Here is a 24,887-nt window from a genome sequence, read left to right on the forward strand (position 1 = left end):
AGCCTGCTCTCCGCCATCGCCCGCCCGCGCCCCCGTCCCCACCGCGCCCGGCCCCCTGCCCCGCCCGCCCAGTATGGCGGCGCGGGGCCGGGGGGTGTAGGGCGCTGGAGGGGCGCCGGGCGGCGGGGGAAAAGCGCCGGACACTACCTCCGCACCCGCGGCATCCCCAGACCGATCCACGAGATGATTTCGCGCTGGATCTCGTTGTTGCCGCCGCCGAACGTGAAGATGACCGCGGAGCGGTAGCCGCGTTCGAGGTCGCCGTGCAGGACCGCGCCTGCCGAGCCGTCCTTCAGGGGGCCGGCGGCGGACAGGATCTCCATCAGCCAGGCGTAGGCGTCGCGGCGGGCCTCGGAGCCGTAGACCTTGACGGCGGAGGCGTCCTGCGGGGTGAGCGTGCCCTGCTGGAGGGCGTCCACCATCTGCCAGTTCAGCAGCTTCATGGCATCCAGACGGGTGTGCGTACGGGCGAGCCGGCCGCGGACCCAGCCGAGGTCGATGACGCGCCGGCCGTCGGCCAGTTTCGTTCCGGCGGCCCAGCGCTGCACGTCGTGCAGGGCGCGCACGGCCATCGTGCCGTGGGCGGCGAGGGTCACCCGTTCGTGGTTGAGCTGGTTGGTGATGATCCGCCAGCCCTGGTTCTCCTCGCCCACGCGGCGGGTGACCGGGACGCGGATGTTCTCGTAGTAGCTGGCGGTGGTGTCGTGCGAGGCGAGGGTGTTGATGCGGGTGCAGGTGTAGCCGGGCTCGGTGGTCGGTACGAGCAGCAGGCTGATGCCCTTGTGGGGCGGCACGCCGTCCTCGACGGGCGCGGTCCGCACCGCGAGCCAGACCCAGTCGGCCGTGTCACCGTTGGTGGTCCAGATCTTCTGCCCGTTGACGAGGTAGGCGTCACCGTCGCGTACGGCCCGGGTGCGCAGCGACGCGAGGTCCGTACCGGCGTCGGGTTCGCTGTACCCGATCGCGAAGTCGATCTCCCCGGAGAGGATCCTGGGCAGGAAGTACGCCTTCTGTTCGCCGGTTCCGTAGCGCATGAGCGTCGGCCCGACGGTGTTCAGCGCCATCAGCGGCAGCGGCACGCCCGCCTGCGCGGCCTCGTCGAAGAAGATGAACTGCTCCATCGGCGACATCCCCCGCCCGCCGTACTCCTCGGGCCAGCCCACCCCCAGCCAGCCGTCCGCACCGAGCCGGCGGATGGTGGCGCGGTAGAAGCGCTTCTGCGCGGTGGGACCATCGCCGTCCGGCAGGCCGTCGGGGCCACGCAAGCGCGCGTACGCGTCGTCAGGAACCAACGCGGCGAAGTACTCCCGCAGTTCGGACCGCAGCCGCTGCTGTTCCTGGGTGTATTCGAGGTGCACGAGCCCTCCTGGTGTGACGGCCTGACGGGTCGTCGGATCGGGGGTCGGGGGCACGGGCACGGTAGAACGTGTTCCATTGATAGGGAAGGGCGCGGGCGGGGAAGGGCGCGGGCGGGCGCCGGGCTGCCCGCGCCTTCCCCTACAGCGCGGCGAGCAGGTCCCCGGTGACGCGGTGCAGCCGCCGCGCCTTCGCAAGGCTGAACCCCGGTCCGCCCATATCGATCGGCTCACCCTTCACGAATGCACTGACCGGCGCGGTCGGCGGCTCGTCCAGCAGCGCGAGCATCGGGGCGACGGCCTCCGCGACCGGCCGAGCGGTCCGGCGCAGGGCCTCTACCCTTGCCGCGTCATCCAGGGTGTACTGCCCGGAGAAGCTGGTACCGACGACTCCCGGGCCGTACAGGACGTACCGGATCGCCGACCCCGGCCGGTGGTGCGGGAACCCGGCGCCGAGCAGGTCGTTGAGGCGCCCGGCGTGGGCAAGCGCGGCCCCGCCGTCGTAGCCCCGCGCGTACTCCAAGTCGTCCCAGCGGACCGGGCCGTCGTCGCCGGGCCCGGCGACGTTGAGGACGACCGGGCGGGCGGCGGTTTCGAGCAGTCCGGCCATGGTGTGGCTCAGCACGTAACGGCTGAGATAGAAGTGCGCGAAGGTGCTTTCGAAACCTTCGGGTGTCACCAGACGCGCGGACCGGTAGTGCCGAGCGCACAGTACGAGTGCGTCGAGCTTCGCGAACCGGTCCCGGACCGCCTCGGCCACGCGCCGGTTCTCGGCGACCAGACTCAGATCGGCCGGCAGGAAGTGCGCCCGGCCGCCCGCGCCGGACCGCCGCGCGGCGTTGAGCCACGCGTCCCCCTTGGCGGCGTTCCGCCCGACGACCAGCACTTCGTGCCCGCGTCGCAGGTACGCGTCCGCCAACGCCTTACCGAGGCCGTCGGTGCCGCCGGTGACGACGAGGGTCTTCCTGAGCGCCTGCACGGGCGGCCATTGCGCGCTCACAGGAACCGGGCCGCGATCTTCTCGGGGGTGACACGGACGGTGACCAGTTCGGGAAGGGTCGCCGCCGACTCCGGGTGATGTTCGGCGTACGGCTTGCCGCTGTACTTGACGGCCAGTTCGTCCATCCGGTCACGGCTCCCCGGGCCTTCGAACCGTGCGGTGCCGCTGATCACGGCGTACGCGTACGGCTCGTCCGGCGGGTTGACGGCGATGCTCAGCCGCGGATCGCGCCGCAGGTTGCGGACCTTGAGCTTGTCGACACCCGTCACGAAGAACAGGTCACCGCCGTCCCGGCCCACCCAGACAACGGACTGGTGCGGGCTCCCGTCGGGCCGGAGGGTCGCGACGGTGACGAAGACCGGGGAATCGAGGACGTGTCGCAGCTTCTCGGACAGTTCGATCGTGCGCATGGCGTGACTCCTGGGGGCATCGCTGGTAGCCGCTCGCCACGCACACCGGGCGGGCGCCACAAGTGACACAACTATGTGGCAGTTGACACACCAAGCGCAATACCTATGGGACACAACAGTGGCCGTTCGGTCACGGCTCCGCGTATGCTCCGGTCACGATGAGAGCTGACGCGGCACGCAATCTGGACGCCGTCCTGCAGACGGGCGCCCGCCTGCTGGCGCGCGACCCGGGCACGAGCATCGCCGCCATCGCCGCCGCGGCGGGCGTCGACCGGCGCACCGTCTACCGGCGTTTCGACAGCCGGGAGTCGCTGATGGCCGCGGTGTACGTGGCCAAACTGGACGCCTGCGACGAGGTCCTCGACCAGGCCCGCCTGGTCGAGGCGCCGGTGCCGGTGGCGCTGCACCGGTACGTGGAGGGCACCATCACCGTCAGCCGGCGGTGGCCCGTGGATCTCGGCCGGGCGACGGACGGGACGGCCGCCGCCCGTCTGCGCCACCTGCTCGAACGTCTCGACGTCTTCATGGCCCGCGCCGCTCGCGAAGGCTTCGTCCGCCCCGGGCTGCCGGACGGGTGGGCCCGCTCGATGCTCGTCCACCTGACCAACGTCGCGTCCCACGACATGCCGGAGCTGACCCCGGCCCAAGGCGCCGACCTCGTCAGCCAGTCCCTGTTCCGGGGTGTCGGCGCCGAGCTGCGGTAGCGGGGGCGTGTGGCCCCAGCCTGGGCGGCCTTGGTCTCAGAAGGCCGTCGGCGTGCGGGAGTCGGCGGCCGAGGGGCGGCTCCCCCAGGCTGTTCCCTCCATTCCCTCCATCCGTGCCGTTCCCCCCGTTCCCCCGTCGGCTCCTCGGCCCGCCGCGGCCGGCTTGGCGGCGGCGTCGACCAGCGCGCGCAGCGCCATCGTGTAGTCCGAGGGCACGGCCAGCCGGTCGAGCAGGTCGTGGGCCTGGCGGAGCAGGCTGTCGCGTGTGGCGAGCGTCGCTGCCTGGACCGCGGGGTCCAGGAGCATGGCCTTGATCTCCGCGCGGCTGCCGGGGCTGTCGGCCGCCTCCGCCAGGAGCCGCAGCGCCCGCCGCCGCTCGGTGCCGGTGAGCCGCTGTACGGCGCAGACCAGACGGTAGGTGGCGGTGCCGTTGCGGAGCTCCTCCGCCCGCTCGTCGCGCGAGTCTTCTTCGTCGATACGGAATTGCAGCAGCGTGCCGACCGTGTACCCGAACTCGCGCCAGCCCGCGGTCACGGCGTCGGCGCAGCCGGCGATGCGCGCGGTCATGCCGCAGGCCATCGCGTACGCGGAGCCGCCCTTGTGCTCGTACGTCGTCAGCACCGACTGCGGGTCGACCGTCGCCACGGTGTTGACCAGGTCCCTGATCCGGCCGTCGTTGGTCAGGGTCCAGCCGTCGAGGTAGTCGCTGATCAGGCTCTCCCGCAGGGCGGCCGGGAGGTCGAGGGCGGCGAGGGCGCGCAGCGGCAGGCCGTGGCCGCATTCGAGGGCGGCCATCAGGGCGGGCCCGGTGCCGACGCCGTACAGGGTGGCGTCCGCGTGCCCGTCGGCGATGTCGTCGAAGGCGTTGGCCGCCCGCCACCACAGCGTGTGGGCGGCGGCGACCGGCACGGCCGGCTCGGGGACGCCGGTGATGGCCGCGTGGGTCAGCAGCGGCAGGGCGGTCTCGTTGCGTTCCTGGCGGCCGCGGTCGAGCACCTTCCGTACGGTGGTGCGCAGCGGTCCGCAGGCGTCGGGGTAGTCGTCCAGCTGCCGCTCGATGAACGCGGTCACTTCGGGCAGCAGCCGGACGCTCGCCTCGTCGGCCCGTACCGTCGTGCTGGACATGCGTACCTCCGGTGCGGCGGTTTCTGAAGGTGCTGGCCCGTCAGACGGGTCAGGACGTGCGCCGCTTGAGTACCCGGGCGGGCGGGGTCCATGCCCGGGTACGTACGCGCCGGGTGCGGTACGGCCGTACCCGTACCGCACCCCTCAGTCCACCGCCTCAGTCCGCCGCCTCCGCCAGCCGCCGCAGGAGCGGCCCCGCCTCGGCGAGCCGGCGGGCCTCGTCGGGGCGCAGCGAGGCGAGGCGCTTGGCCAGCACCTCGGCCTCGCCGCGTGCGATGTCGGCGAGTGCGGCCGCGCCGCGTTCGGTGGCCAGGATGCGGCTGGCCCGTCCGTCGGTGGGGTCGGGTTCGCGGCGGATCAGGCCGGCCGACTCCAGGCCCAGTACGGCCGCGGTGGCGGTCGGCTGGGAACAGGGGACCCAGGCCGCGATCTCGCCGATCCGGGAGGGGCCCTGCTGGGTGAGCAGGGCCAGGACGGCGAGCTGGGTCGGCTGGATGCCGCCGGCCGCCGCGGCTCTGCGCAGGCTCCGGGTCAGCCGGTGCAGGGAGATCACCAGTTGCAGTGCCGCATCGTCACCGATTGTCATTCGCTCAGCCCATCGCGCCGCCCGGTTCGGGTTCAGGAAAGCGTAAGGCGGGGCCGGTACATGTCCAACCACAGGGCCAGGTCCAGCGTCTTTTCGAGGCCCTTGCGGGAGGCCTGGGTGATCTGCGGCGCGTCGTGTTCGACCGCCCGCTTGAGCCAGGCGCGGTCGACGATGTCGAAGACCGGGTGCGACGCATCGGTGAGCAGGTCCTTGGCGTGGTGCTGGAGCGCGACCGCGTACTTGGGGTCCTGCGTGGACGGGTACGGGCTCTTGACCCGGTCGTACACCGACTTCGGCAGCACATCGGCGGTGGCCTCGCGCAGCAGGCTCTTCTCGCGCCCGTCGAACGACTTCAGCGCCCACGGCGTGTTGTAGACGTACTCGACCAGCCGGTGGTCGCAGAACGGCACCCGCACCTCCAGGCCGACGGCCATGCTCGCGCGGTCCTTGCGGTCGAGCAGGATGCGGACGAACCGGGTCAGGTGCAGGTAGCAGATCTTGCGCATCCGGAACTCGAAGTCGCTCTCCCCGTCCAGGCGCTGTACGTCCTTGATCGCGGTCCGGTAGCCGTCCTGGACGTAGGAGGGCAGGTCGAGGGTGTCGGCGAGGCCGGGGATGAGGACGCTGCCGTCGTCACCGAAGTGCTCCGCGAAGTGGACCAGCCAAGGGAACGTTTCGGCACGGCGGGCCTCCTCGTCGAAGAACTGCTTGTAGCCGCCGAAGACCTCGTCGGCGGACTCCCCCGACAGGGCGACGGTGGAGTGCTGCCGGATCGCCTTGAAGAGGAGGTAGAGGGAGGCGTCCATGTCGCCGAAGCCCACCGGTATGTCCCGCGCCCGGATGACTTTCGCGCGCACCTCGGGGTCGGCCAGCGAGTCCGAGTCCAGGACGATGTCCTGGTGGTCGGTGCCGGAGAGGCGGGCCACGTCGTGCACGAACGGGGTGTCGGGGGTGGCGCGCAGGCCGTCGGCCACGAAGTGCTCGGTCTGGCCGACGAAGTCGACGGCGAAGCTTCGGACGGTCTCCCCCACCTCGCCCAGCTGACGGGCCGCCAGCGCGGTCATGGCCGAGGAGTCCAGGCCGCCGGAGAGCAGGGTGCAGCGCGGTACGTCGGAGACGAGCTGACGGCGGACGATGTCGTCGAGCAGCGACCGAACATGGGCCACGGAGGTGTCCCGGTCGTCCTCGTGGGCGCGGGTCTCCAGCGACCAGTACACGTGCCGGCGCAGCCCGCCGCGGTCGACGGTGACCACGGTGCCGGGCTCGACCTCGTACATTCCCTCCCACACGGCGTGGCCGGGCGTCTTGACGAAGGCGAAGAGCTCACGGACACCGTCGAGGCCGACGGTGCGCTCGGCGAGCGGGTTGGCGAGGATCGCCTTCGGCTCGGAGCCGAACAGCACGCCGTCGGGCGTCTCGTAGTAGTAGAACGGCTTGATGCCCATCCGGTCGCGGATCATCACGAGCCGCTGCCACTGCTCGTCCCAGACGGCGAACGCGTACATGCCGTTGAGCCGTTCGGCGACCGCCTCGCCCCACTCCAGGTAGCCGCGCAGGACGACCTCGGTGTCGGAGTCGGTGGTGAACCGGTGGCCGCGGCCGGTCAGTTCCTCGCGCAGCTCGCCGAAGTTGTACGCCTCGCCGGAGTAGACGATGACGACCGGGCTGCCGTCCTCCCGGTACGCGGTCATCGGCTGGCGGCCGCCCGGGAGGTCGATGATCGCGAGGCGGCGGTGGCCGAGGGCGGCGGGCCCCTGCACCCACGTACCGCGGTCGTCGGGCCCGCGGCAGGACATCGTCTCGGTCATCGCGTCCACGGTCTCCTGCTCGGAGCGCAGGTCACGATCGAAGGAAATCCAGCCGGTGATGCCACACATGCCATGTCCTCCTGCTCCGGCCCGGGAAGGCGGTCCGCCGGGCACGGGGGCGGCGTGCGCGGGCACGGGGAGCGCGGTATGCGCGGCGTGCACGGGCATGGCGCGGCCCGGCGGCTCGGCACCTTCACGGGTCAGTTGTATCGAGCACCTATATAACGAGGGTGTGCCTCGGGCGCTGCGCCGTCAACCGGGCCATGAGGGCGGTGCGACTTGCTCAAGCGGGCGCTTCGCGGCGGGAATTGAGCCGCGTGCGGAGCTTTGAGCTGCGGGTTTGCGGGTGTGGGGGCAGGACGGGGCGCGGAGGTGGATGGGCTGGGGCTTACGGGGATCTGGGGAAGGCTTTACCTGTGACTGTCGCGGGGGCCGAGTGGAGGTTGGGGTGGGGGCTTGGGGCGGGGGCTTGCGGGTACGGGTGCGCGGGTACGCGTCCGTCGCCTCCTTGGTCCCTATCGCCGCTGCCGCCGCCGGGAGATCCCCAGAGCCCGGCCCAGAGCCCTCCCCATCCGGCGGAAGAGACCACCTCGGCGCCGGGGCAGGGTGATCTCACCGGCCGCCCGCCAGTCGGCCGCCTGTGCCACCATCGCGGTCAGGCTGCGGTAGAAGGCCGAGGACCGGTCGACTCCGTCCAGGTCGGCCCAGGTGAGCACGTGTGAGAGGACGCCGTCGTACTCGTGGTACGGGCGGGCGCGCATGTGGTCGGTCAGTTTGGTCCGGATCGCCCGCTGCCGTCCGGCCGGGAGACCGGAGCCGCGCAGTTCGTCCAGCAGCCGCTGGACGTTGCCGACGACCAGGTCGACGAAGGCGTCACGGCGCCGTGCGTCCGTCCGCCGGAGGCCGGCGTTCTGGAAGTCCTCCTCGCGTCCGGGGGTTTCGTCCCGGACCCGGCTCTCCTCCGCGGCGGACAGCGGGGGCACCGGGAAGTTGCGCATGCGGGAGTCGTACGCCTGGCCGACCGCGACATGGGTCAGCTCGTGGACCATCACCGCGAGGTGGTCGGTGCGGGACATGTCCGGTGCGTAGGCGTAGGAGATGGCGTACTGGCCCTGGCCGAGGTCGCGGGTGTTGCCGCCGCCCGCGCCCGCCGTCCGTTCGAAGCCGGTCCGGCCGGTGTGGCCGAGGAGCTCCGCGAGGAGCCGCTGGACGTACGGGTCGCGGGTCTCGCGGGAGTAGTCGTGCAGCAGTTGCCGGTCCTGCGCCGTCGAGTCGTTCGCCACGATGCCCTCCGCTCGGTGCGGCCTGCGGTGCGGTGACGCGTGCTCCGGCGCCAGTCTGCGTACTGCGGCCCGCCGCGCGGTATACGTAAACCCGCCGCACCGTGCGGCGCGCCGCACCGGCTCAGACGCCCGTACTGCCGTCGATGCGCTCCCGTATGAGGTCGGCCTGGCCGCAGTGGCGGGCGTATTCGGCGGTCATGTGGGTGTAGATCCAGCGCAGGGTGACCGGCTCGCCCCGGTATGTGCCGGTGTCCTCCAGCGCACGGGAAGCGCAGTTCTTCCGCGCGTGCTCGATCTCGGCCTGCCATATGCGCCGGGCGTCCTCGTAGGTGGCCGACTCGTCGAGGTCGAAACCGCTGTTGGCGGAGCTGGCATCCGGGTCGGAGCTGAAGAGCGTCGGCGCGTCCTCCTGGACCAGAACCCGGCGGAACCAGAACCGCTCGACCGCCGCCAGGTGCCGGACCAGGCCGAGCAGGGTCAGCGACGAGGGCGGCGCGGACGCCTCGCGGAGCTGCGGCTCGGTCAGGCCGTCGCACTTCAGGGCGAGAGTGGTGCGGTAGAAGTCGAGCCAGCTCTCCAGCGTGGTCCGCTCGTCGGCGTTCATGGGAGGCAAGGTGCGTCCAGGTGTGCTCATGTCCGTCATCGTGCCACGAGGGTCTGACAACGCGACCGGGCGACGGCCTCGACCGCCGCTACGACCGGGCCCCTCCCCGCTTCGGCCACCCGTCCCCCTCTCCACTTCGGCCTACCCGCCCGCTCCCCCGCCCGTCTCCCCGTCCGGGACACCCGGGCCCCGCACCGCCAGTCGCGCCCCGACCCCCTCCGCGATCGCCCGCAGCGCCGCCAGATGCCGCTCGTACACGCCCCGCCCCTCGGCGGTCAGCGAGAGCCAGGTCCGGGGGCGGCGGCCGGCGCGGCCCTTGGCGACGGCCACCCAGCCCGCCGATTCCAGTGCCGCCACCTGCTTGGAGAGTACGGAGTCGCTCACCTCGACCAGGTCCCGCACCATCGCGAACTCGGCCTTCTCCACCGGCGCGAGCGCCGCCACCACGGACAGCCGTACGGGCGAGTTGAGCAGCGGGGCGAGGGCGTGCCGGGGGTGGCCGCCCGGCGGGCCGGCCGCGGTCCGCTTCGCCGTCACGATGACCGCCGCCTTTCGCGCCACGCCCCCACCGCGAGCGGCAGCGCGCACACCGCGGCCGCCACGGCCGCGAACACCCGGCTGCCCACGAATGCGGTCCTCCCGAGGATGACCGCGGCGCCGTAGAGAACTGTCCAGGTGCCGATCAGCACGCCGTGCCGGGCACCGAAGCCGCGCCGCACGATGCGCTGCCGCGCCGCGTACACCGAAAGCGCGGTGACAAGCCCCGCGTTGGTGAGGGCGAAAAGCAGCGCGGCGACAGGCCCGTGCCCCAGCAGAGCGGTCGGCACGAGCACCAACTGCGCGGCGGCGTACACCCACAGGTACCGGGCTGCGCAAGCGAGAGGACAACACCCGTCGCCATCCCGCCACCCAACAGACCGATCCTCACCCCTCCACAGACGCCGGCAACGGCAGTTCCGTCCACACCGTCTTGCCCTCGCGGGTGTGGCGGGCGCCCCAGCGGTCCGTGAGCTGGGCGACCAGGAGGAGGCCTCGGCCGCCCTCGTCGGTGCTGAGGGCGCGTCTGAGGTGCGGGGCGGTGCTGCTGGGGTCGGAGACCTCGCAGATCAGGGAGCGGTCGCGGATGAGTCGCAGGGTGATCGGCGTGCCGCCGTACCGGTAGGCGTTGGTGACCAGTTCGCTCACCACCAGTTCGGCGGTGAACGCCAGCTCCTCCTGGCCCCATTCGGTCAGCGTCGCGGACGTCAGTTCGCGCGCCTCGGCCGCGGCGGTCGGTTCCGCGGGCAGTTCCCAGGTGGCGACGCTCTCCGGCGGCAGCGCACGCGTACGGGCGAGGAGCAGCGCGACATCGTCCTGCGGGTGCTCCGGCAGCAGCGACTCCACCGCCGCTTTGCAGCGGTCCTCCAGGCGGCAGGCGGGCTGCTCCAGCGCTCCGCGCAGCAACGCCAGGCCCTCGTCGAGGTCCCGTCTGCGCACCTCCAGCAGCCCGTCCGTGTACAGGGCGAGCAGGCTGCCCTCGGCCAGTTCGAGTTCGGCGGACTCGAACGGCAGGCCGCCCAGCCCGAGCGGCGGCCCGGCCGGCAGGTCGGGGAGGGTCATCCGGCCGTCGGGGCCGACGACGGCGGGCGGTACGTGGCCCGCGCGGGCCATGGTGCAGCGGCGGGAGACCGGGTCGTACACCGCGTACAGGCAGGTGGCGCCGATGACCTGTGGGCTCTCCGGGCCGCCGTCGGCCGACTCCTGTTCCTCGGCCAGGCGGTGGACGAGGTCGTCCAGGTGGGAGAGCACTTCGTCGGGCGCGAGGTCGAGGTTGGCCAGCGTGTGCACCGCCGTGCGCAGCCGTCCCATGGTGGCCGCGGCGTGCAGCCCGTGGCCGACGACGTCGCCGACGACGAGGGCGACGCGGGCGCTGGAGACCGGGATGACGTCGAACCAGTCGCCCCCGACGCCCGCGGCGGGGTCGGCGGGCAGGTAGCGGTGGGCGACCTCGACGGCGAGCTGTTCGGGCAGTTCGCGCGGCAGCAGGCTGCGCTGGAGGGTCAGCGCGCCGTAGTGCTCCTGGGTGTAGCGGCGGGCGTTGTCGATGCAGATGGCGGCGCGGGAGACGAACTCCTGGGCCAGGACGAGGTCGTCCTGCTCGAACGGCTCGGAGCGCTCCGCCCGCCACAGGCTCACCAGGCCGAGCACCAGGCCGCGGGCGGCCAGCGGCACGACGATCAGGGAGTGGGCGCCCAGGCGCAGGGCCTGTTGCGAGCGCTCCGGGTCCTGGATGTACCAGCCGGTCTTCTGCGCCAGGTCCGGTTCGAGGATCGGCTGCTGTTCGGCGAGGCACTGCGCCTGCGGCGTCCCCGGGGCGTAGCGGAACACCTCGCCGACCGGGTACATGACGTCCAGGCCCTCCGCCACGACGGCTCGTACGGCCGTACGGTGCACGGGCACGTACGTCCCCCGGGTGGGATCCTGGCCGCGGGTGACCGGCTCCAGCAGGTCCACGGAGACCGCGTCGGCGAGGTCGGGCACCGCGACCTCGGCCAGTTCCCGGGCGGTCTGCCCCACGTCCAGCGTGGTGCCGATGCGGGCGCTGGCCCGGTTGAGGACGGCGAGCCGGTGCTGGGCCCGGTGCCGGTCGGTGACGTCTTCCACCATTTGGGTGACGCCGAGCACCTCCCCGGAGGAGGAGTCCCGCATCCGGAACGCGGACACGGACACCACCCGTTCCCGGCCGGGGTCGATGCGCAGCCGGCACGACTGCTCGGTGAAGATCAGCGGCCGTCCGGTCTCCAGCACCCTGCGCAGCCGCTCCTCGATGGTGGCCACGTCCGGGCCGATGAGGAAGTCCTCCATGCGCAGGCCCCGGTGCGCCGGGGCCGGGCGCCGGCTGATGCTCGCGATGGCCCGGTTGATACGGAGGATGCTCAGGTCGGGGGCGTGGACGGACAGGCCGATGGGAGAGTTCCGGAACAGGCCTTCCAGGACGGAACGGTCGATCTCCCACTGGGCGACCTCGGCCGCGGGCGCGGCGACGACGAACCACTCGTACGCGTCGTCGCCCCGGACGACGGACCTGGCCCGGAAGCCCAGCTCGACCCGCCGGCCGTCGCGGTGCAGCACCGGCAGGACGCCGGACCAGCCCCCGTCGCGCCGGGCCGCGGCGACGGCCTCCGCGGCCGCGGTCCGGTCGTCGTCGTGGATCAGGAAGGTGTCCGCGCGCCGTCCCAGCACGTCCCGCGGCCGGTAACCGAGCAGGTCCTCTGCGCATCCGCTCCAGCCCGCGACCGTGCCCCGCTCGTCGAGCACCGCCGATGCCGCCCGGCGCAGCGCGAACGGGTCCTCCGGGCATTCGGCGGACTCCGGCACCGGTGCGTCCATCGCTTCGCCCCTTCGACTCGCCGACCGTGCCCCGACCGCCGTCCTACGGCGACTCCCGAGGACGACCCGAAGCTCCTGATGCGCGCAGCTCTGCCCAGTATCGTTTCGCCTCGCCCGCACCGCGCCCCGGGCCGAGGGGCGGGAGGCCGGGCACTCGGCCGATCGGGGGTGCCGGGAGGGGCACGGGGCGCGGCACTCGGACCGAGGTGCTACGGGGTTACGGGTGCTACGGGGTACGGGGCTACGGCTGCTACGCGGGCTCCCGGTGGCGGTCGCCCACGCCCGGCTCGCCCATGCCCGGCTCACCCCGGCTGTCACCGGCTCAGCGCCTCCGAGCGCAGTGCCGCGCCGTTCGGCGCGCCGTATCGCGAGGCTCCGCAACGCGACTCGTGAGTCAACTGGCGTGGGGACAGCCCCAGTCGGGCCCCTACGGCTGCCCGGATGGTGTACCGGCCCGCGCGCCAGCAGGCTGGGCCCCGCTGCCACAGCCGCGTACACGAGAAGTACACGAGAAGAGGTCCGTCATGCCGAAGCGCTCTCGCCGCCGTCCGATATCGGCGGCCGCCATGCTGGCCGCCGCCCTGGCCCTTGCAGGCACACTGCCCGCGTCCGCCGTGCAGACCCGGGCCGCTCCCGGGCCGGTGCAGCGCGGGCTGGACCGGCTGGTGCACGAGGACGGCTACCCCGCCGCGATGGCCGCCGCCACCGGCCGCGACGGGCGCACCCGTAATGCCGTCGCAGGCGTCGCGGACCTGCGGACCGGGGCGAAGGCACCGGTCGACGGGCGGGTGCGGGGCGGGAGCGTCACCAAGTCCTTCACCGCCACCGTCGTCCTGCAACTCGTCGGCGAGGGCAGGATCTCGCTGGACGCCCCGGTCGAGACCTACCTGCCGGGGCTGCTGCGCGGTGACGGCATCGACGGCCGCCGCATCACGGTGCGCCAACTGCTCCAGCACACCAGCGGGCTGCCCGACTACACCAGGTACATGGACGACCTGGTCAGCAACCGTCACCGCTACTACGACGCCCGCTCGCTGCTCGACCTCGCGCTCCGGCACAAGGCGGCGTTCCCGCCCGGCACGGACTGGCGGTACTGCAACACCGACTACGTGGTGGCCGGGCTGCTCATCGAGCGGGTCACCGGCCGCCCGGTGGGCGAGGAGATCACCCGCCGGGTGATCGACCGCGTCGGGCTGCGGCGCACCTACCTCCCGGCCGTGGGCGAGCAGGGCATCCGGGGCGCCCACCCGCACGGCTACGTCGCGTCGAAGCCCGGCGCGCCGCTGCTGGACATCACCGAGATGGACCCGTCCGCGGCCTGGGCGGCCGGGGCCCTGATCACCACCCCGAGCGACCTGAACCGCTTCTTCGGCGCCCTGCTCGGCGGCAGGCTGCTGAAGCCCGCGCAGCTCGCCCAGATGCGCACGACCGTGGCCATCCCGGCCGACGCCGGGTACCCAAGGGGCACCCGGTTCGGGCTGGGTCTGATCAGCCAGCCGCTGAGCTGCGGCGGCCTGGCGTGGGGCCACGACGGCGATTTCCTCGGCTACGCGGTCTACTCGGCCGCGGCCGGCGACGGCCGCGCCGCCTCCATCGCCGTCAGCGCGGATCCGGGGCCCGCCGAGCACGGCCGCCGGCACGGCTGGCAGCTGCTGGACACCGCCCTCTGCAGGTGACGACGCAGGTGACGGCCCGGCCCGCCCGCCGTCAGCCTCCCGTACCTCAGCTCCCGTACCTAACCCCAGTACATCAGCCCCCGTACAACCGCAGCACGGTCACCGAGTACGCCGGGAACGTATACGTGAACCGCGTCCCGAGCCCGTTCACCGGCACCGACCGGGGCACCACCGCCGTCGGATCGCTGAGCGTGTTGGTCGCTTCCGGGCCGGGTCCCGACAGGATCTCGGCCCGGCCGGCCGGGCCGATGGTCCGGACGCCGTCGATGCGTACGGGCGTGGTGCGCGGTGCGCCTCCGGTGTTGACGACGGCGAGGTAGAGCCGTCCGGTCCGGTGGTCGCGGGTGGTGACGGTGCTCAGGCCGGGCAGGGCGCGTGCCCCGGTGGGCAGCACGGTGTCGCCCCGGTGGGTGCGCAGCAGTTGCTGTGCGTAGGAGCTGGGTGAGTGGTAGCTGGTCAGGCCGTCGTACGCGATGAGGTTGGTGGCCCAGGTGTTGTCGCGGACGTGGCTGAACAGGGGCGCGTAGCACTCCATCACCACGTGGTCGCTGTTGCGGACGATGCCGGTGAGCCAGGCGGCGTCGCCGAGCGCGGCCCGCAGGTTGGGGGTCGGGCGGCCTTCCTGGGCCGCCCATTCGCCCACGAAGACCTTGGGGGTGGCGCGGTCGCGCCGGTCGTAGAGGTGGGACCCGGCCGCGAAGGCGGCGGGTGAGCGGTAGTAGTGCTCGTCGATGAGGTCGTAGGGGCGGCTGCGGACGGGGGTGGTCGCGATGAGCTTCAGGTGCGGGTACGCACGGGTGAGCGCGTCGTGGAAGGCCGCGTAGCGCTCCTCGTAGGAGCCGGAGGTGTCGAACCAGTCCTCGTTGCCGATCTCCACGTACCGGAGCGGGTGCGGCGCGGGGTGGCCGTCGGCGGCGCGCCGGGCGCCCCAGGGGGAGGTGGCGGGCCCGGTGATGTACTCGACCTGGTCCAGCGCGTCCTGGACGAAGGGCCGCAGGGCCTCGCCGGTGACGTGCTCGCCCTTGAGCGAATAGCCCGCGTACACGCACAGCACCGGCTCGCAGTCCAGGTCCTCGGCCATCTGGAGGTATTCGGGCAGGCCGAGGCCATCGGTGGACCAGTAGCCCCAGGCGGAGTTGCGGTGGCCGGGGCGCCGTTCGACGGGGCCGATGGTCTGCTTCCAGTCGAAGCGGTCGGCGATCACGTTCCCTTCGAGGTAGTTGCCGCCGGGGAAGCGCAGGAAGGCGGGGCGCAGCGCGGCCAGTGCGGCCATCAGGTCGGGGCGCAGGCCGTTGGGGCGGTCGCGGTGGGTGGGCGGGAAGAGGGAGACCTGGGAGAGCCACAGGGTGCCCGTGGTGCCGGTGGTGCCCGCGGTGGTCAGTGTCAGGCGCGCGTCGGTGGTGCGCGGCGCGGTGGGCGGGGTGCGCAGGGTCAGGTCGTAGCGGCGCCAGTCGCGGCCGGGGGCCGGTGCGGCGGCCCGCGCGTGCACGGTGCCGTCGGTGCCGGTGAGGGCGAGGGTGAGCGGCCCGGTGCGGCCGTCGGCCTTGGCGTAGTAGGAGGCGCGGTAGGTGGTGGCGGGGCGTACGGGGATGCCCCAGTAGCCGTCGTTGGCCGTGCCGGAGCCGGGGCCGCGCACGGTGATCCGCAAAGAGCGGGTGAGCGCTTCGTTGAGGGGTGCGGTGGGATCCAGGGCGATCGTGGCGCCGCCGAGGGCGCTCCAGTGCAGCGGGGTGCGCGGGTCGGCCATGAAGCTGCGGTTGTTGACGAGTTCGGCGTACAGGCCGCCTTCGCCGCTGTGGTTGATGTCCTCGAAGAAGATGCCGCCGAGCCGGGGCGGGACGGTGGGGCCGGGGCGGCGGGCGTCGATGGTGAGCAGCGGCGTGGTGTCCCGCTCCGGCACGCCGGCCAGCCGGGCGATCTGCGCGCCGCTCAGGGCGGTGTCGTAGCAGCGTACGTCGTCGATGCCGCCCTGGAAGTGGTCCGCCTCGGCGCCGCCGAACAGCCCGCGTCCGACGGTGGTGGCGCCGGTGGCCCGCCAGCCTCCCGGGGCGGGCACCTCGCCTTCCAGTACGCCGTCGACGTACAGCCGTAAGACGCCCGCCGCCGCGTCGGCGACGCCTGCGAGGTGGTACCAGCGTCCGGCCTCCGGGGCGAAGCCCGCGCCGGCGATCACGGCGGCGCCGTTGGCGTCGGCCGCGTCCCTGGGCAACCGCGTGAAGGCGAACGCCCGGGTGTCGTCGCGCAGTTGGAGGTAGCAGGCGCTGACGGCGGCGCCGTCGAGGGCGACGGCGGTACGGAAGCCGTCGGTGGCCGTGAGGCGGACCCGGGCGGTGAGGGTGAAGCCGTGCTCGGTGTCGACGGCGGGACCGGTGGCGGTGGCGCAGGCGCGCCCGGCCAGGGCGAGGCCGTGGCCGGTGTGGCCGTCGCCCCAGGCGGCTCCGCCGCGCAGGGTGAGGGTGCGGCCGTGGCCCGAGCTGTCGGCGGCGGTGCTGCCGCGGCCTTCCTCGAAGGCCCAGTGGGCGACGGGGGCGGGCAGCGCGGGGCCCGGTGCCGCCGCGGCGGGCGGTGCCGCGCCGGTGCGCAGCGCCTCGGTCAGGGCCGTCGCACCCAGCGCCGCGATCACGGTTCTTCGTCCGGGCCCGCCCGGGACCGCTCCCGGGCGCTGGTCGTCGCTCGCCATGAGGTACCCCTCCACTCGCTTGTGTACGGGATATCGAACGCCGTGCGGAATATCGCCACCCGGCTTGCGAGGGAGGATGCGCCCCGCACGCCGCCACGTCAACACCCGTCACACACACCGCGCGTGAACCGCTCCGGCCGAACGGCCGCAGCCCGCCGCGCCCCCATTGACACCGTCCGGCAGCGCTCACTACGGTCACGCCACCATTTCGGACGCGTGACGAAATATCGAACACGATGGAGGGTCAGCTCCCGTGCGCATCACCGGTATCAGCACGCAGGTCGTCGGCACCCCCTGGCGCAACCTCACCTATGTACAGGTCCACACCGACGAGGGCCTCACCGGCGTCGGCGAGACCCGCATGCTGGGCCGCACCAACGCCCTCCTCGGCTACCTGGCCGAAGCGGCGGACCACCACATCACCGGCTCCGACCCGTTCGCCATCGAGGACCTGGTGCGGCGCATGAAGTACGGCGACTACGGGCGCGCCGGGGAGATCGTCATGTCCGCCGTCGCGTGCGTGGAAACCGCCTGCTGGGACATCAAGGGCAAGGCGCTGGGCGTACCGGTGTGGCAGCTGCTCGGCGGCCGGGTGCGCGAGCGCGTCAAGGCGTACGCCAACGGCTGGTACACCACCGAGCGCACCCCGGAGGGCTACCACGCCGCCGCCCGCGCCGTGGTGGACCGCGGCTATCGGGCCCTGAAGATCGACCCGTTCGGCACCGGGCACCTCGAACTCGACCCGGCCGCGACCCGCTACGCCGTCTCGCTCATCGAGGCCGTCCGGGACGCGATCGGCCCGGAGCGGGAGCTGATGGTGGAGATGCACGGGCGGTTCAGCCCCGCCACCGCGGTACGGCTCGCCCGCGAGCTGGCGCCCTTCGACCCGGCGTGGCTGGAGGAGCCCGTACCGCCGGAGAACCTGAAGGCGCTGGCCAAGGTCGCCGGCAAGGTGGACACCCCGATCGCGACCGGGGAGCGGATCCACGACCGGATCGAGTTCCGCGAGCTGTTCGAGTCGCAGGCGGCGGACATCGTCCAGCCGGACGTGGGCCACTTCGGCGGCATCCTGGAGACCCGCAAGCTCGCCGCGACCGCCGAGACCCACTACATGATGATCGCGCCGCACAACGTGGGCGGCGGCGTGCTGACCGCGGCCTCCCTCCAACTGGCGGGCTGCACACCCAACTTCAAGATCCTGGAGCACTTCAACGACTTCGCCGACGCCGACATCAAGCGGGTGGTCAAGGGCGCGCCCGAGGTCGTGGACGGCTACTTCACCCTGCCCGACGCGCCCGGCCTGGGCGTCGAGCTGGACACCGACGCGGCGGCCGAGTTCCCGCAGCAGCCGGCCCGCTTCGACCTGTGGGCCGAGGGGTGGGAGCGGCGCGAAGCGGGCACCGGACGCCGGTGACCGCGCCCGCGCGCACCCGGTCCGTCCTCGTCGAGGCTCCGGGTCGGCACCGCCTGGTGAGCGCGCCCACCCCCTCCCCCGGCCCCGGCGAGGCGCTGGTACGGGTGGCGGCGGCGGGCCTGTGCGGCAGTGACCGCGAGGTGTACGACGGCGGGCGGCCCGCCCCGTACGTCCGCTACCCGCTCGTCCCCGGCCACGAGTGGGCGGGCACGGTCGCAGCGGTCGGCGACGGGGTGCCGAACGGGCTGACCGGCCGCAAGGTCGTCGGCGAGAACTTCCGTACCTGCCTGACCTGCGACCGCTGCCGGGCCGGCGAGACATCCCTGTGTGCCGCCGCCTACGACGAGACCGGCTTCACCCGTCCCGGCGCCTTCGCGGACACCCTGCTGGTGCCCGCCCGGCTGCTGCACCCGCTGCCCGACGCCGCGGATCTCGATGCCGCGGCGCTGCTGGAGCCGGCCGCGGTCGCCGCCGCTGCCGCGCTGGCCGCCCGCGCGGTGCCCGGCGAGCGGGTCGCGGTGCTGGGCGCGGGCACCCTCGGGCTGCTGGCCGTACGGTTCCTGGCGGCCGTCTCCCCCGCCGAGCTGATCGCCGTCGATCCGCGCCACGCCCGTGCCGAACAGGCTCTGGAGATGGGCGCGACCGGCACCCGCTCCCCCGGTACGGGGCCCGGCGGCTTCGACGTGGTGATGGAGACCGCGGGCGCGCCCGGCACCGCCGCGACAGCGGCGGAACTCACGCGCCGGGGCGGCCGGTTGGTCCTGGTCGGCCTGCCGGGCCACGGCGCCCGCGGCCTCGATCCGGTACGCCTGGTGACCCACCACCTCACCGTGCGCGGCGTCTTCGGCGCGCCGTCCGCCGCATGGACCCATGCCGTACGGGCCTTCACCACCGGCCTGCTGGACCCGGCGCCGCTCATCACCCACACGTTTGCGCTGGAGCGCTGGGGCGAGGCCGTGGCGCTGGTGGGCGGCGGCGATCCGAGGGTGGGGAAGGTGCTGGTGCGGCCGACGCCGTAAGCGGTGCGCGGCGGCGTGGGCCCTCCCATGCCCGCCTCTCCGAACACCGTCCGATATCCCGAACGGAGGAGTCCCATGTCCCTCTCCCCTCCCCGCACAGCTCCGTCTCCCTTCCGCCACCCCGCCCACCACGCCCTCGCCCCCCTCGGCCATGCCGCCCCCGCCGACAACCCCGCCGACACCTCCCCGTACGCCTTCCCCGACGGCGGTACCTGGCGGACCGAGATCCCCTCCGTGGAAGGCCCGGAGGTGCTGTCCGCGGTCCTGAAGGAGGCCGGGCGGCTCGGTGTGCCCGTCCATCGCATCAGCCAGGGCAGCGGCGTGTGGATGCTCACCGACACCGAGATCACCGACATGCTCGACGCCTGCGCCGCGCACGGTACGGAGCTGTGCCTGTTCACCGGGCCGCGCGGCACCTGGGACATCGGCGGCGGCGCCGGGCCGCGCGCCCGGGGCCAGGAGGCGGTGGCCGGCTGTGTCGAGGACGCGCTGCGCGCCATCGATCTGGGCGTGCGCTGTCTGCTCGTCGCCGACGAGGGCGTGCTGTGGCTGCTGCACCGGCTGCGCGCGGCCGGGACCCTGCCCGCCGACACCACCTTCAAGGTCTCCGCGCTGATCGGGCCGGTCAATCCGGCGGCGTACGAGATCTGGGAGCGGCTCGGCGCCGACTCCCTGAACGTGCCCAGCGACCTCACCCTGGACCAGCTCACCCAGATCCGCCGCGTGTCCCGCGCCCCGATGGACTTCTACGTCGAGGCGCCCGACGACCTCGGCGGCTATGTGCGGATGTACGACGTGGCGCAGCTCGTCAGGCGCGCGGCGCCGCTGTACCTGAAGTTCGGCCTCAGCCGCTCCCCCGCGCTGTACCCGTACGGCGCCCAGCTGCGCGCCGCCGCCCTGGACAGCGCGCGCGAACGGGTGCGGCGCGGCCGGCTGGTGCTGGACCTGCTGGCCCGGCTCGGCGGCGACGGCCGCATGTCGCCGCCCGGTTCCCGGCTGCCGGGCGAGCTGCGGCGCTTCCCCGTACCCGAGGTGGAGCGGTGACCCGTACACGAGATGGAGCGGTGACCCGTACACGAGAAGAAGCCGCCCGCATACCGCGCCGCACGGCCGTGGCAGCGGCCCTCGCCCTCGGTCTCGGCCTCACCGGCTGCGGCCAGGAGGCCAAGGGCGGCAGCCGCTACCGCCCCGGCGGCTCCGGCGGCGGCACGGTCGGTATCGCGATGCCGACCAAGGCGTCCGAGCGGTGGCTGGCCGACGGCCGCAACATGGCCCGCGAGTTCGCGGCCAAGGGCTACCGGGCGGACCTCCAGTACGGCGACGACCGGGTGGAGAACCAGGTCGCGCAGCTGGAGAACATGGTCGCCAAGGGGCACCGGCTGCTGGTCGTGGCGGCGATCGACGGCTCCGCGCTCACCGACGTGCTGCGCCGCGCGAAGGAGGCGGGCATCGGGGTGATCGCGTACGACCGCCTGGTCCTCGGCACCCCGGACGTCGACTGCTACGCCTCCTTCGACAACGCCCGCGTCGGCCGGCTCCAGGGCCGCTACATCACCCGCAAGCTGCGGCTCGACGCGCGCGCGGACGAGCGGTTCACCATCGAGCTGTTCGCGGGGTCGCCCGACGACAACAACACCCGCTACTTCTGGAACGGCGCGCTGGCCGAGCTCCACCCGTACCTGAAGCGCGGGCAGCTGATGGTCCGCAGCGGCCAGACGGCGCTCAACCAGGCGACCACGCTGCGCTGGGACGGCGGTACGGCGCAGAAGCGGATGGACGACCTGCTCAGCACGTACTACGGGACGACCCGGCTGGACGCGGTGCTCTCCCCGTACGACGGCATCTCCCTCGGCGTCATCTCGGCCCTGAAGAGCGTCGGTTACGGCGGCGACGGCCGCCCGTACCCCGTCGTGACCGGGCAGGACGCGGAGCTGGCCGCCGTGAAGTCCATCCTGGCCGGGCAGCAGACGCAGACCGTCTACAAGGACACCCGCAAGCTCGCGCGGCAGGCGGTGCGGATGGGTGACGCCCTGCTGCACGGCAGGAAGCCGCAGGTCAACGATGTGAAGACGTACCAGAACGGCGTTCGGGTGGTGCCCGCGTTCCTGCTCGACCCGGTCAGCGTGGACCGCGGCAACGCCCGGATCCTGGTCGAGGAGGGCTATCTGAAGGCCGCGGACCTGGGCGGTGTCCTATGAGCGGGCACGAGGCCGTGCGTACGGACCCTCCCGTACTGGAGATGCGCGGCATCACCAAGAAGTTCAGCGGCGTCACCGCGCTGGACGGCGTACGGCTGTCGGTGCGCGCCGGGGAGATCCACGCCGTCTGCGGGGAGAACGGCGCGGGCAAGTCGACCCTGATGAAGGTGCTCAGCGGGGTGTATCCGTACGGCAGTTACGCCGGTGAGATCCACTTCGACGGGGCGCGCTGCGCGTTCCGGGACGTACGGGCCGGTGAGCGCCGCGGCATCGTCATCGTCCACCAGGAACTGGCGCTGGTGCCGTGCCTGTCGGTGGCGGAGAACATCTTCCTCGGCAACGAGCGGGCCCGGCGCGGGGTCATCGGCCGGTACGAGACGCTGCGGCAGGCGTCCGCGCTGCTGGCGCGGGTGGGGCTGGCCGAGGACCCGCGCTCCCGCGTCGCCGATCTCGGCGTCGGCAAACAGCAGTTGGTGGAGATCGCCAAGGCGCTGGCGAAAGACGTACGGCTGCTGATCCTGGACGAGCCGACCGCCGCGCTCAACGACGCGGACAGCGAGCACCTGCTGGAGCTGGTGGGCCGGCTGCGCGACCAGGGCGTGGCCTGCGTGCTGATCTCGCACAAGCTGGGCGAGATCCGGCGGGTCGCGGACACCGTGACCGTGCTGCGCGACGGGCGCACCATCGGGACGTTCGCCGTACGGGACCGGCCCGGCGCCGCGCCGTCCGTCCCCGAGGAGCGCATCATCCGCGCCATGGTCGGCCGCGACCTGGACCACCGCTTCCCGCCGCGGACGCGCTACGCGGGCCCGGATTCGGGCGCACCGGCGCTCGCCGTCGAGCGGTGGACCGTGCGCCACCCCGTCGATCACCGGCGCAAGGTGGTGGACGGGGCGTCCCTGCACGTCCGGCGCGGCGAGATCGTCGGCCTCGCGGGGCTGGTGGGCGCGGGCCGCACCGAGCTGGCGATGAGCGTCTTCGGCCGTTCCTACGGGCGGTACGCGGGCGGCGCCGTACGGCTCGGCGGCCGGCCCGTCGTGCTGCGCACCGTGCCGCAGGCGGTGGCGCACGGCCTGGCCTACGTCACGGAGGACCGCAAGACGTACGGCCTGAACCTGCTGGACACCGTGCACCGCAACGTCTCGCTCGCCGCGCTGTCCGGGCTGGCCCGGCGCGGGGTGGTCGACCGGCACGCGGAGCGGCGGGCCGCCGAGGAGCTGCGCACCTCACTGGGCATCAGGTCGCGCACCGTCTTCGAGGCCGTCGGGCGGCTCAGCGGCGGCAACCAGCAGAAGGTGCTGCTGGGCAAGTGGCTGCTCGCCGGGCCGGAGGTGCTGATCCTCGACGAGCCGACCCGGGGCGTCGACGTGGGCGCCAAGTACGAGATCCACGCGGTGATCGGGCAGCTTGCCGCGCGCGGCAAGGCGGTGCTGCTGATCTCCTCCGAACTCCCCGAGCTGCTGGGCCTGTGCGACCGCCTCTACACGATGGCGGCCGGGCGGGTGACCGGTGAGCTGCCCCGCGCGCGGGCTTCCCAGGAGGCGCTGATGCGCCTGATGACCGCCGAGCCGCCGCGTCCCGACGGGCCGCCGGCCACCCGCCCCTCCCCCACGGACGAGAGCTGAGGCCGCCATGACCACCGCAGTCCAACCGTCCGCCGATCACCCGGCCGGCCCGCCGTCCGGTGGCGGGCCCGGCCCGTCGGCCGCCGCCGTGCTGCTGGCCGCAGTGCGCGGCAACCTGCGCCAGTACGGCATGGTCATCGCGCTGGCGGCCATCGTCGTGCTCTTCCAGATCTGGACCGGCGGCGCCCTGCTGCTGCCCAACAACGTCTCCAACATCGTCCAGCAGAACAGCTACATCCTCATCCTCGCCATGGGCATGATGATCGTGATCGTGGCCGGGCACATCGACCTGTCCGTCGGCTCACTGGCCGCGTTCACGGGCGCCGTGGCGGCCGTCCTGATGGTCCAGCAGCATCTGCACTGGCTGCCCGCGCTGCTGCTGTGCCTGCTCATCGGCGCGGCGGCCGGGGCCTGGCAGGGCTTCTGGATCGCGTACGTCGGGATACCGTCCTTCATCGTCACCCTGGCCGGGATGCTGCTGTTCCGCGGCGCGACCCAGATCGTCCTGGCGGGGCAGTCCCTGTCCCCCTTCCCCGGCCCCTTCCAGGACCTCGCCCAAGGCTTCCTCCCGGAGGCCGGGCCGTACACCCGCTACCACAACCCGAGCCTGCTGATCGGCCTGGTGGTGGTGGCCGGGCTCCTGCTGCGCGAGCGGCGCGACCGCCGGCGGCGGGCCGCGCACGGTCTCGAAGTGCTGCCGCGCTCCCTGTGGCTGGCCAAGTGCGCCGCCATCACCGCGGCCGTGACGGTGTTCACACTGACCCTGGCCAGCTACCACGGCGTCCCGGTGGTGCTGCTGATCATGTGCGCGCTGCTGCTCGGGCTGGGCTTCGTGATGCGCGACGCGGTCGTCGGCCGCCATGTGTACGCGCTGGGCGGCAACCGGGCGGCGGCCCGCCTGTCCGGGGTCCGGGACGGGCGCGTCACGTTCCTGGTCTTCGTCACAATGGGCGTCCTCGCCGCGCTGGCCGGCTGCGTCTACGCGGCCCGGCTCAACGCGGGCACCCCGCAGGCGGGCATCAACTTCGAGCTGGAGGCGATCGCGGCGGCGTTCATCGGCGGCGCCTCCATGAGCGGCGGCATCGGCACCGTGTTCGGCGCCGTGATCGGCGCGCTGGTGCTGGGTGTCCTGAACAACGGCATGTCCCTGGTCGGCATCGGCACCGACCACCAGCAGGTGATCAAGGGTCTGGTCCTGCTGGCCGCGGTCGGCTTCGACGTGTGGAACAAGCGGCGGACCGGTACCTAGTGCTGTGAGATCGCACGGGCCCGCCGCGTCCGTGCCGTGTGTCACCGCCTCCAGAACAGGTGGTGCACCACGCCGCTCGTACTGGGCACCACCTCCAGGTGGAACCGGTCGAGCAGCTCGTCGGGCGACTCCCAGAGGCGGATACCGGAACCGAGTTCCACCGGCGCCACCGCCACATGCAGGGTGTCGACCAGGCCCGCGTCCAGGAACTGCCGGACGGTGGTGACCCCGCCGCCGAGCCGGACGTCCTTGCCCCGCGCCGCCTCCCGCGCCCGTTCGAGGACCGTCGCCGGGTCGCCGTCGACGAAGTGGAAGGTGGTGTCGGAGAGCGTGATCGACGGACGCGCGTGGTGGGTCATGACGAACACCGGGGTGTGGAACGGGGGCTCGTCGCCCCACCAGCCGCGCCAGTCGTGGTCGCGCCAGGGCCCGCGCTGGGGGCCGAACTTGTTGCGGCCCATGATCTCGGCGCCGATGTTGCGGGCGAAGTCCCGCGTGAAGTAATCGTCCAGGCCGCGGCTCCCGCCGGGCTCGGTGCGCATGGGCCAGCTCGCCGTGGCGCCGGCCCAGGCGAACAGCCTCTCGGGGTGGTCGTGGCCGAACGGCCTCTCCAGGCTCTGGTGCTCACCGGCGCCGATGCCGTCCCGTGAGACATGGAAGTTCATCACTCGCAGCAGCTGGTCCATGTGTCTCCTCATCCCGTCCTGTCGCGTCCTGGTGCGGCGGAATGCCCCACACCAAGGCGTCGAACGGGACCCGGCCGGATCGACAGCGGACCGCAA

General features: G+C 73.0%; 21 protein-coding genes. 8 read left to right on the forward strand and 13 right to left on the reverse strand.

Going from position 1 to position 24,887, the window contains the following annotated elements:
* Positions 1–143: 143 nt before the first annotated feature.
* From IH45_RS0114360 to IH45_RS0114370, 3 genes are all read right to left on the reverse strand, one after another.
* Entirely contained in the window at positions 144–1,358 is a 1,215-nt protein-coding gene (locus tag IH45_RS0114360; RefSeq protein ID WP_030666885.1) for an acyl-CoA dehydrogenase family protein, read from the reverse strand.
* 139 nt (positions 1,359–1,497) lie between these two features.
* A complete protein-coding gene (locus IH45_RS0114365) occupies positions 1,498–2,334 on the reverse strand; it encodes an SDR family NAD(P)-dependent oxidoreductase (protein ID WP_030666887.1) in 837 nt (278 codons plus the stop codon).
* A gap of 17 nt (positions 2,335–2,351) precedes the next feature.
* Positions 2,352–2,765: a PPOX class F420-dependent oxidoreductase gene (locus IH45_RS0114370; protein ID WP_030666889.1), complete on the reverse strand. Its 414-nt coding sequence runs from the start codon at positions 2,763–2,765 to the stop codon at positions 2,352–2,354.
* Positions 2,766–2,923: 158 nt separating this feature from the next.
* On the opposite strand from IH45_RS0114370, the gene IH45_RS0114375 reads away from it, so the two are divergent.
* Complete coding sequence (locus IH45_RS0114375) at positions 2,924–3,469, forward strand: TetR/AcrR family transcriptional regulator (RefSeq protein WP_030667060.1); 546 nt, start codon at positions 2,924–2,926, stop codon at positions 3,467–3,469.
* 36 nt (positions 3,470–3,505) lie between these two features.
* Here the strand turns inward: IH45_RS0114375 and IH45_RS01000000143635 are convergent, their stop codons facing one another.
* The 8 genes from IH45_RS01000000143635 to IH45_RS0114415 all read right to left on the reverse strand — a co-directional run bounded on the left by IH45_RS01000000143635 (position 3,506) and on the right by IH45_RS0114415 (position 12,244).
* Positions 3,506–4,594 (reverse strand): polyprenyl synthetase family protein, encoded by a 1,089-nt coding sequence (locus IH45_RS01000000143635; RefSeq protein ID WP_050514838.1) that lies wholly within the window; start codon positions 4,592–4,594, stop codon positions 3,506–3,508.
* 157 nt (positions 4,595–4,751) lie between these two features.
* The gene (locus IH45_RS0114385) at positions 4,752–5,180 is read right to left on the reverse strand and encodes a MarR family winged helix-turn-helix transcriptional regulator (protein ID WP_030666891.1); all 429 of its coding nucleotides are present in this window, start codon (positions 5,178–5,180) and stop codon (positions 4,752–4,754) included.
* Positions 5,181–5,212: 32 nt separating this feature from the next.
* Positions 5,213–7,057 carry an asparagine synthase (glutamine-hydrolyzing) gene (asnB, locus tag IH45_RS0114390; RefSeq protein WP_030666893.1) on the reverse strand — a complete coding sequence of 615 codons (1,845 nt, stop codon included), beginning with the start codon at positions 7,055–7,057 and terminating at the stop codon, positions 5,213–5,215.
* A gap of 446 nt (positions 7,058–7,503) precedes the next feature.
* Entirely contained in the window at positions 7,504–8,271 is a 768-nt protein-coding gene (locus IH45_RS0114395; RefSeq protein ID WP_030666895.1) for a hypothetical protein, read from the reverse strand.
* 121 nt (positions 8,272–8,392) lie between these two features.
* Complete coding sequence (locus IH45_RS0114400) at positions 8,393–8,905, reverse strand: DinB family protein (RefSeq protein WP_030666897.1); 513 nt, start codon at positions 8,903–8,905, stop codon at positions 8,393–8,395.
* Positions 8,906–9,016: 111 nt separating this feature from the next.
* Positions 9,017–9,412 (reverse strand): winged helix-turn-helix domain-containing protein, encoded by a 396-nt coding sequence (locus IH45_RS0114405; protein WP_030666899.1) that lies wholly within the window; start codon positions 9,410–9,412, stop codon positions 9,017–9,019.
* Positions 9,409–9,729 (reverse strand): hypothetical protein, encoded by a 321-nt coding sequence (locus tag IH45_RS0114410; protein ID WP_050514839.1) that lies wholly within the window; start codon positions 9,727–9,729, stop codon positions 9,409–9,411. The genes IH45_RS0114405 and IH45_RS0114410 overlap by 4 nt, the downstream gene beginning before the upstream one ends.
* A 70-nt stretch (positions 9,730–9,799) precedes the next feature.
* Entirely contained in the window at positions 9,800–12,244 is a 2,445-nt protein-coding gene (locus IH45_RS0114415) for a SpoIIE family protein phosphatase (RefSeq protein WP_030666903.1), read from the reverse strand.
* A 524-nt stretch (positions 12,245–12,768) separates the two neighbouring features.
* Here IH45_RS0114415 and IH45_RS0114420 point away from each other — a divergent pair.
* Positions 12,769–13,920, forward strand: coding sequence for a serine hydrolase domain-containing protein (locus IH45_RS0114420; RefSeq protein ID WP_032917451.1), 1,152 nt, complete (start codon positions 12,769–12,771; stop codon positions 13,918–13,920).
* A gap of 73 nt (positions 13,921–13,993) precedes the next feature.
* On the opposite strand, the gene IH45_RS1000000150615 is transcribed toward IH45_RS0114420, so the two are convergent.
* Entirely contained in the window at positions 13,994–16,600 is a 2,607-nt protein-coding gene (locus IH45_RS1000000150615) for an alpha-L-arabinofuranosidase C-terminal domain-containing protein (protein WP_030666907.1), read from the reverse strand.
* Between the two features lie 253 nt (positions 16,601–16,853).
* Here IH45_RS1000000150615 and IH45_RS0114430 point away from each other — a divergent pair, with 253 nt between their 5' ends.
* The 6 genes from IH45_RS0114430 to mmsB all read left to right on the forward strand — a co-directional run bounded on the left by IH45_RS0114430 (position 16,854) and on the right by mmsB (position 24,105).
* Complete coding sequence (locus IH45_RS0114430) at positions 16,854–18,014, forward strand: mandelate racemase/muconate lactonizing enzyme family protein (protein ID WP_030666909.1); 1,161 nt, start codon at positions 16,854–16,856, stop codon at positions 18,012–18,014.
* Entirely contained in the window at positions 18,011–19,033 is a 1,023-nt protein-coding gene (locus tag IH45_RS0114435; RefSeq protein ID WP_030666911.1) for a zinc-dependent alcohol dehydrogenase, read from the forward strand. Before IH45_RS0114430 ends, IH45_RS0114435 begins: the two co-directional genes overlap by 4 nt.
* A gap of 75 nt (positions 19,034–19,108) precedes the next feature.
* Positions 19,109–20,077, forward strand: a complete 969-nt coding sequence (locus tag IH45_RS0114440) for a hypothetical protein (RefSeq protein ID WP_030666913.1) — start codon at positions 19,109–19,111, stop codon at positions 20,075–20,077.
* Between the two features lie 20 nt (positions 20,078–20,097).
* Entirely contained in the window at positions 20,098–21,231 is a 1,134-nt protein-coding gene (chvE, locus tag IH45_RS0114445; protein ID WP_078897542.1) for a multiple monosaccharide ABC transporter substrate-binding protein, read from the forward strand.
* Positions 21,228–22,856: a sugar ABC transporter ATP-binding protein gene (locus IH45_RS0114450; RefSeq protein ID WP_050514840.1), complete on the forward strand. Its 1,629-nt coding sequence runs from the start codon at positions 21,228–21,230 to the stop codon at positions 22,854–22,856. The genes chvE and IH45_RS0114450 overlap by 4 nt, the downstream gene beginning before the upstream one ends.
* A gap of 7 nt (positions 22,857–22,863) precedes the next feature.
* Complete coding sequence (mmsB, locus tag IH45_RS0114455; protein ID WP_030666918.1) at positions 22,864–24,105, forward strand: multiple monosaccharide ABC transporter permease; 1,242 nt, start codon at positions 22,864–22,866, stop codon at positions 24,103–24,105.
* Between the two features lie 41 nt (positions 24,106–24,146).
* Here the strand turns inward: mmsB and IH45_RS0114460 are convergent, their stop codons facing one another.
* Positions 24,147–24,791 carry a dihydrofolate reductase family protein gene (locus tag IH45_RS0114460; RefSeq protein ID WP_030666920.1) on the reverse strand — a complete coding sequence of 215 codons (645 nt, stop codon included), beginning with the start codon at positions 24,789–24,791 and terminating at the stop codon, positions 24,147–24,149.
* Between the last annotated feature and the right edge of the window lie 96 nt (positions 24,792–24,887).

It is taken from the genome of Streptomyces rimosus subsp. rimosus, from assembly GCF_000720725.1.
GTDB lineage: Bacteria > Actinomycetota > Actinomycetes > Streptomycetales > Streptomycetaceae > Streptomyces > Streptomyces rimosus_A.

Coding starts and splice junctions, on each gene's coding strand:
- IH45_RS0114400 (WP_030666897.1), bottom strand. CDS start 8,905: ATGAGCACACCTGGACGCACCTTGCCTCCCATGAACGCCGACGAGCGG.
- IH45_RS1000000150615 (WP_030666907.1), bottom strand. CDS start 16,600: ATGGCGAGCGACGACCAGCGCCCGGGAGCGGTCCCGGGCGGGCCCGGA.
- IH45_RS0114460 (WP_030666920.1), bottom strand. CDS start 24,791: ATGGACCAGCTGCTGCGAGTGATGAACTTCCATGTCTCACGGGACGGC.
- IH45_RS01000000143635 (WP_050514838.1), bottom strand. CDS start 4,594: ATGTCCAGCACGACGGTACGGGCCGACGAGGCGAGCGTCCGGCTGCTG.
- IH45_RS0114420 (WP_032917451.1), top strand. CDS start 12,769: ATGCCGAAGCGCTCTCGCCGCCGTCCGATATCGGCGGCCGCCATGCTG.
- IH45_RS0114415 (WP_030666903.1), bottom strand. CDS start 12,244: ATGGACGCACCGGTGCCGGAGTCCGCCGAATGCCCGGAGGACCCGTTC.
- IH45_RS0114375 (WP_030667060.1), top strand. CDS start 2,924: ATGAGAGCTGACGCGGCACGCAATCTGGACGCCGTCCTGCAGACGGGC.
- IH45_RS0114370 (WP_030666889.1), bottom strand. CDS start 2,765: ATGCGCACGATCGAACTGTCCGAGAAGCTGCGACACGTCCTCGATTCC.
- IH45_RS0114440 (WP_030666913.1), top strand. CDS start 19,109: ATGTCCCTCTCCCCTCCCCGCACAGCTCCGTCTCCCTTCCGCCACCCC.
- asnB (WP_030666893.1), bottom strand. CDS start 7,057: ATGTGTGGCATCACCGGCTGGATTTCCTTCGATCGTGACCTGCGCTCC.
- mmsB (WP_030666918.1), top strand. CDS start 22,864: ATGACCACCGCAGTCCAACCGTCCGCCGATCACCCGGCCGGCCCGCCG.
- IH45_RS0114385 (WP_030666891.1), bottom strand. CDS start 5,180: ATGACAATCGGTGACGATGCGGCACTGCAACTGGTGATCTCCCTGCAC.
- IH45_RS0114450 (WP_050514840.1), top strand. CDS start 21,228: ATGAGCGGGCACGAGGCCGTGCGTACGGACCCTCCCGTACTGGAGATG.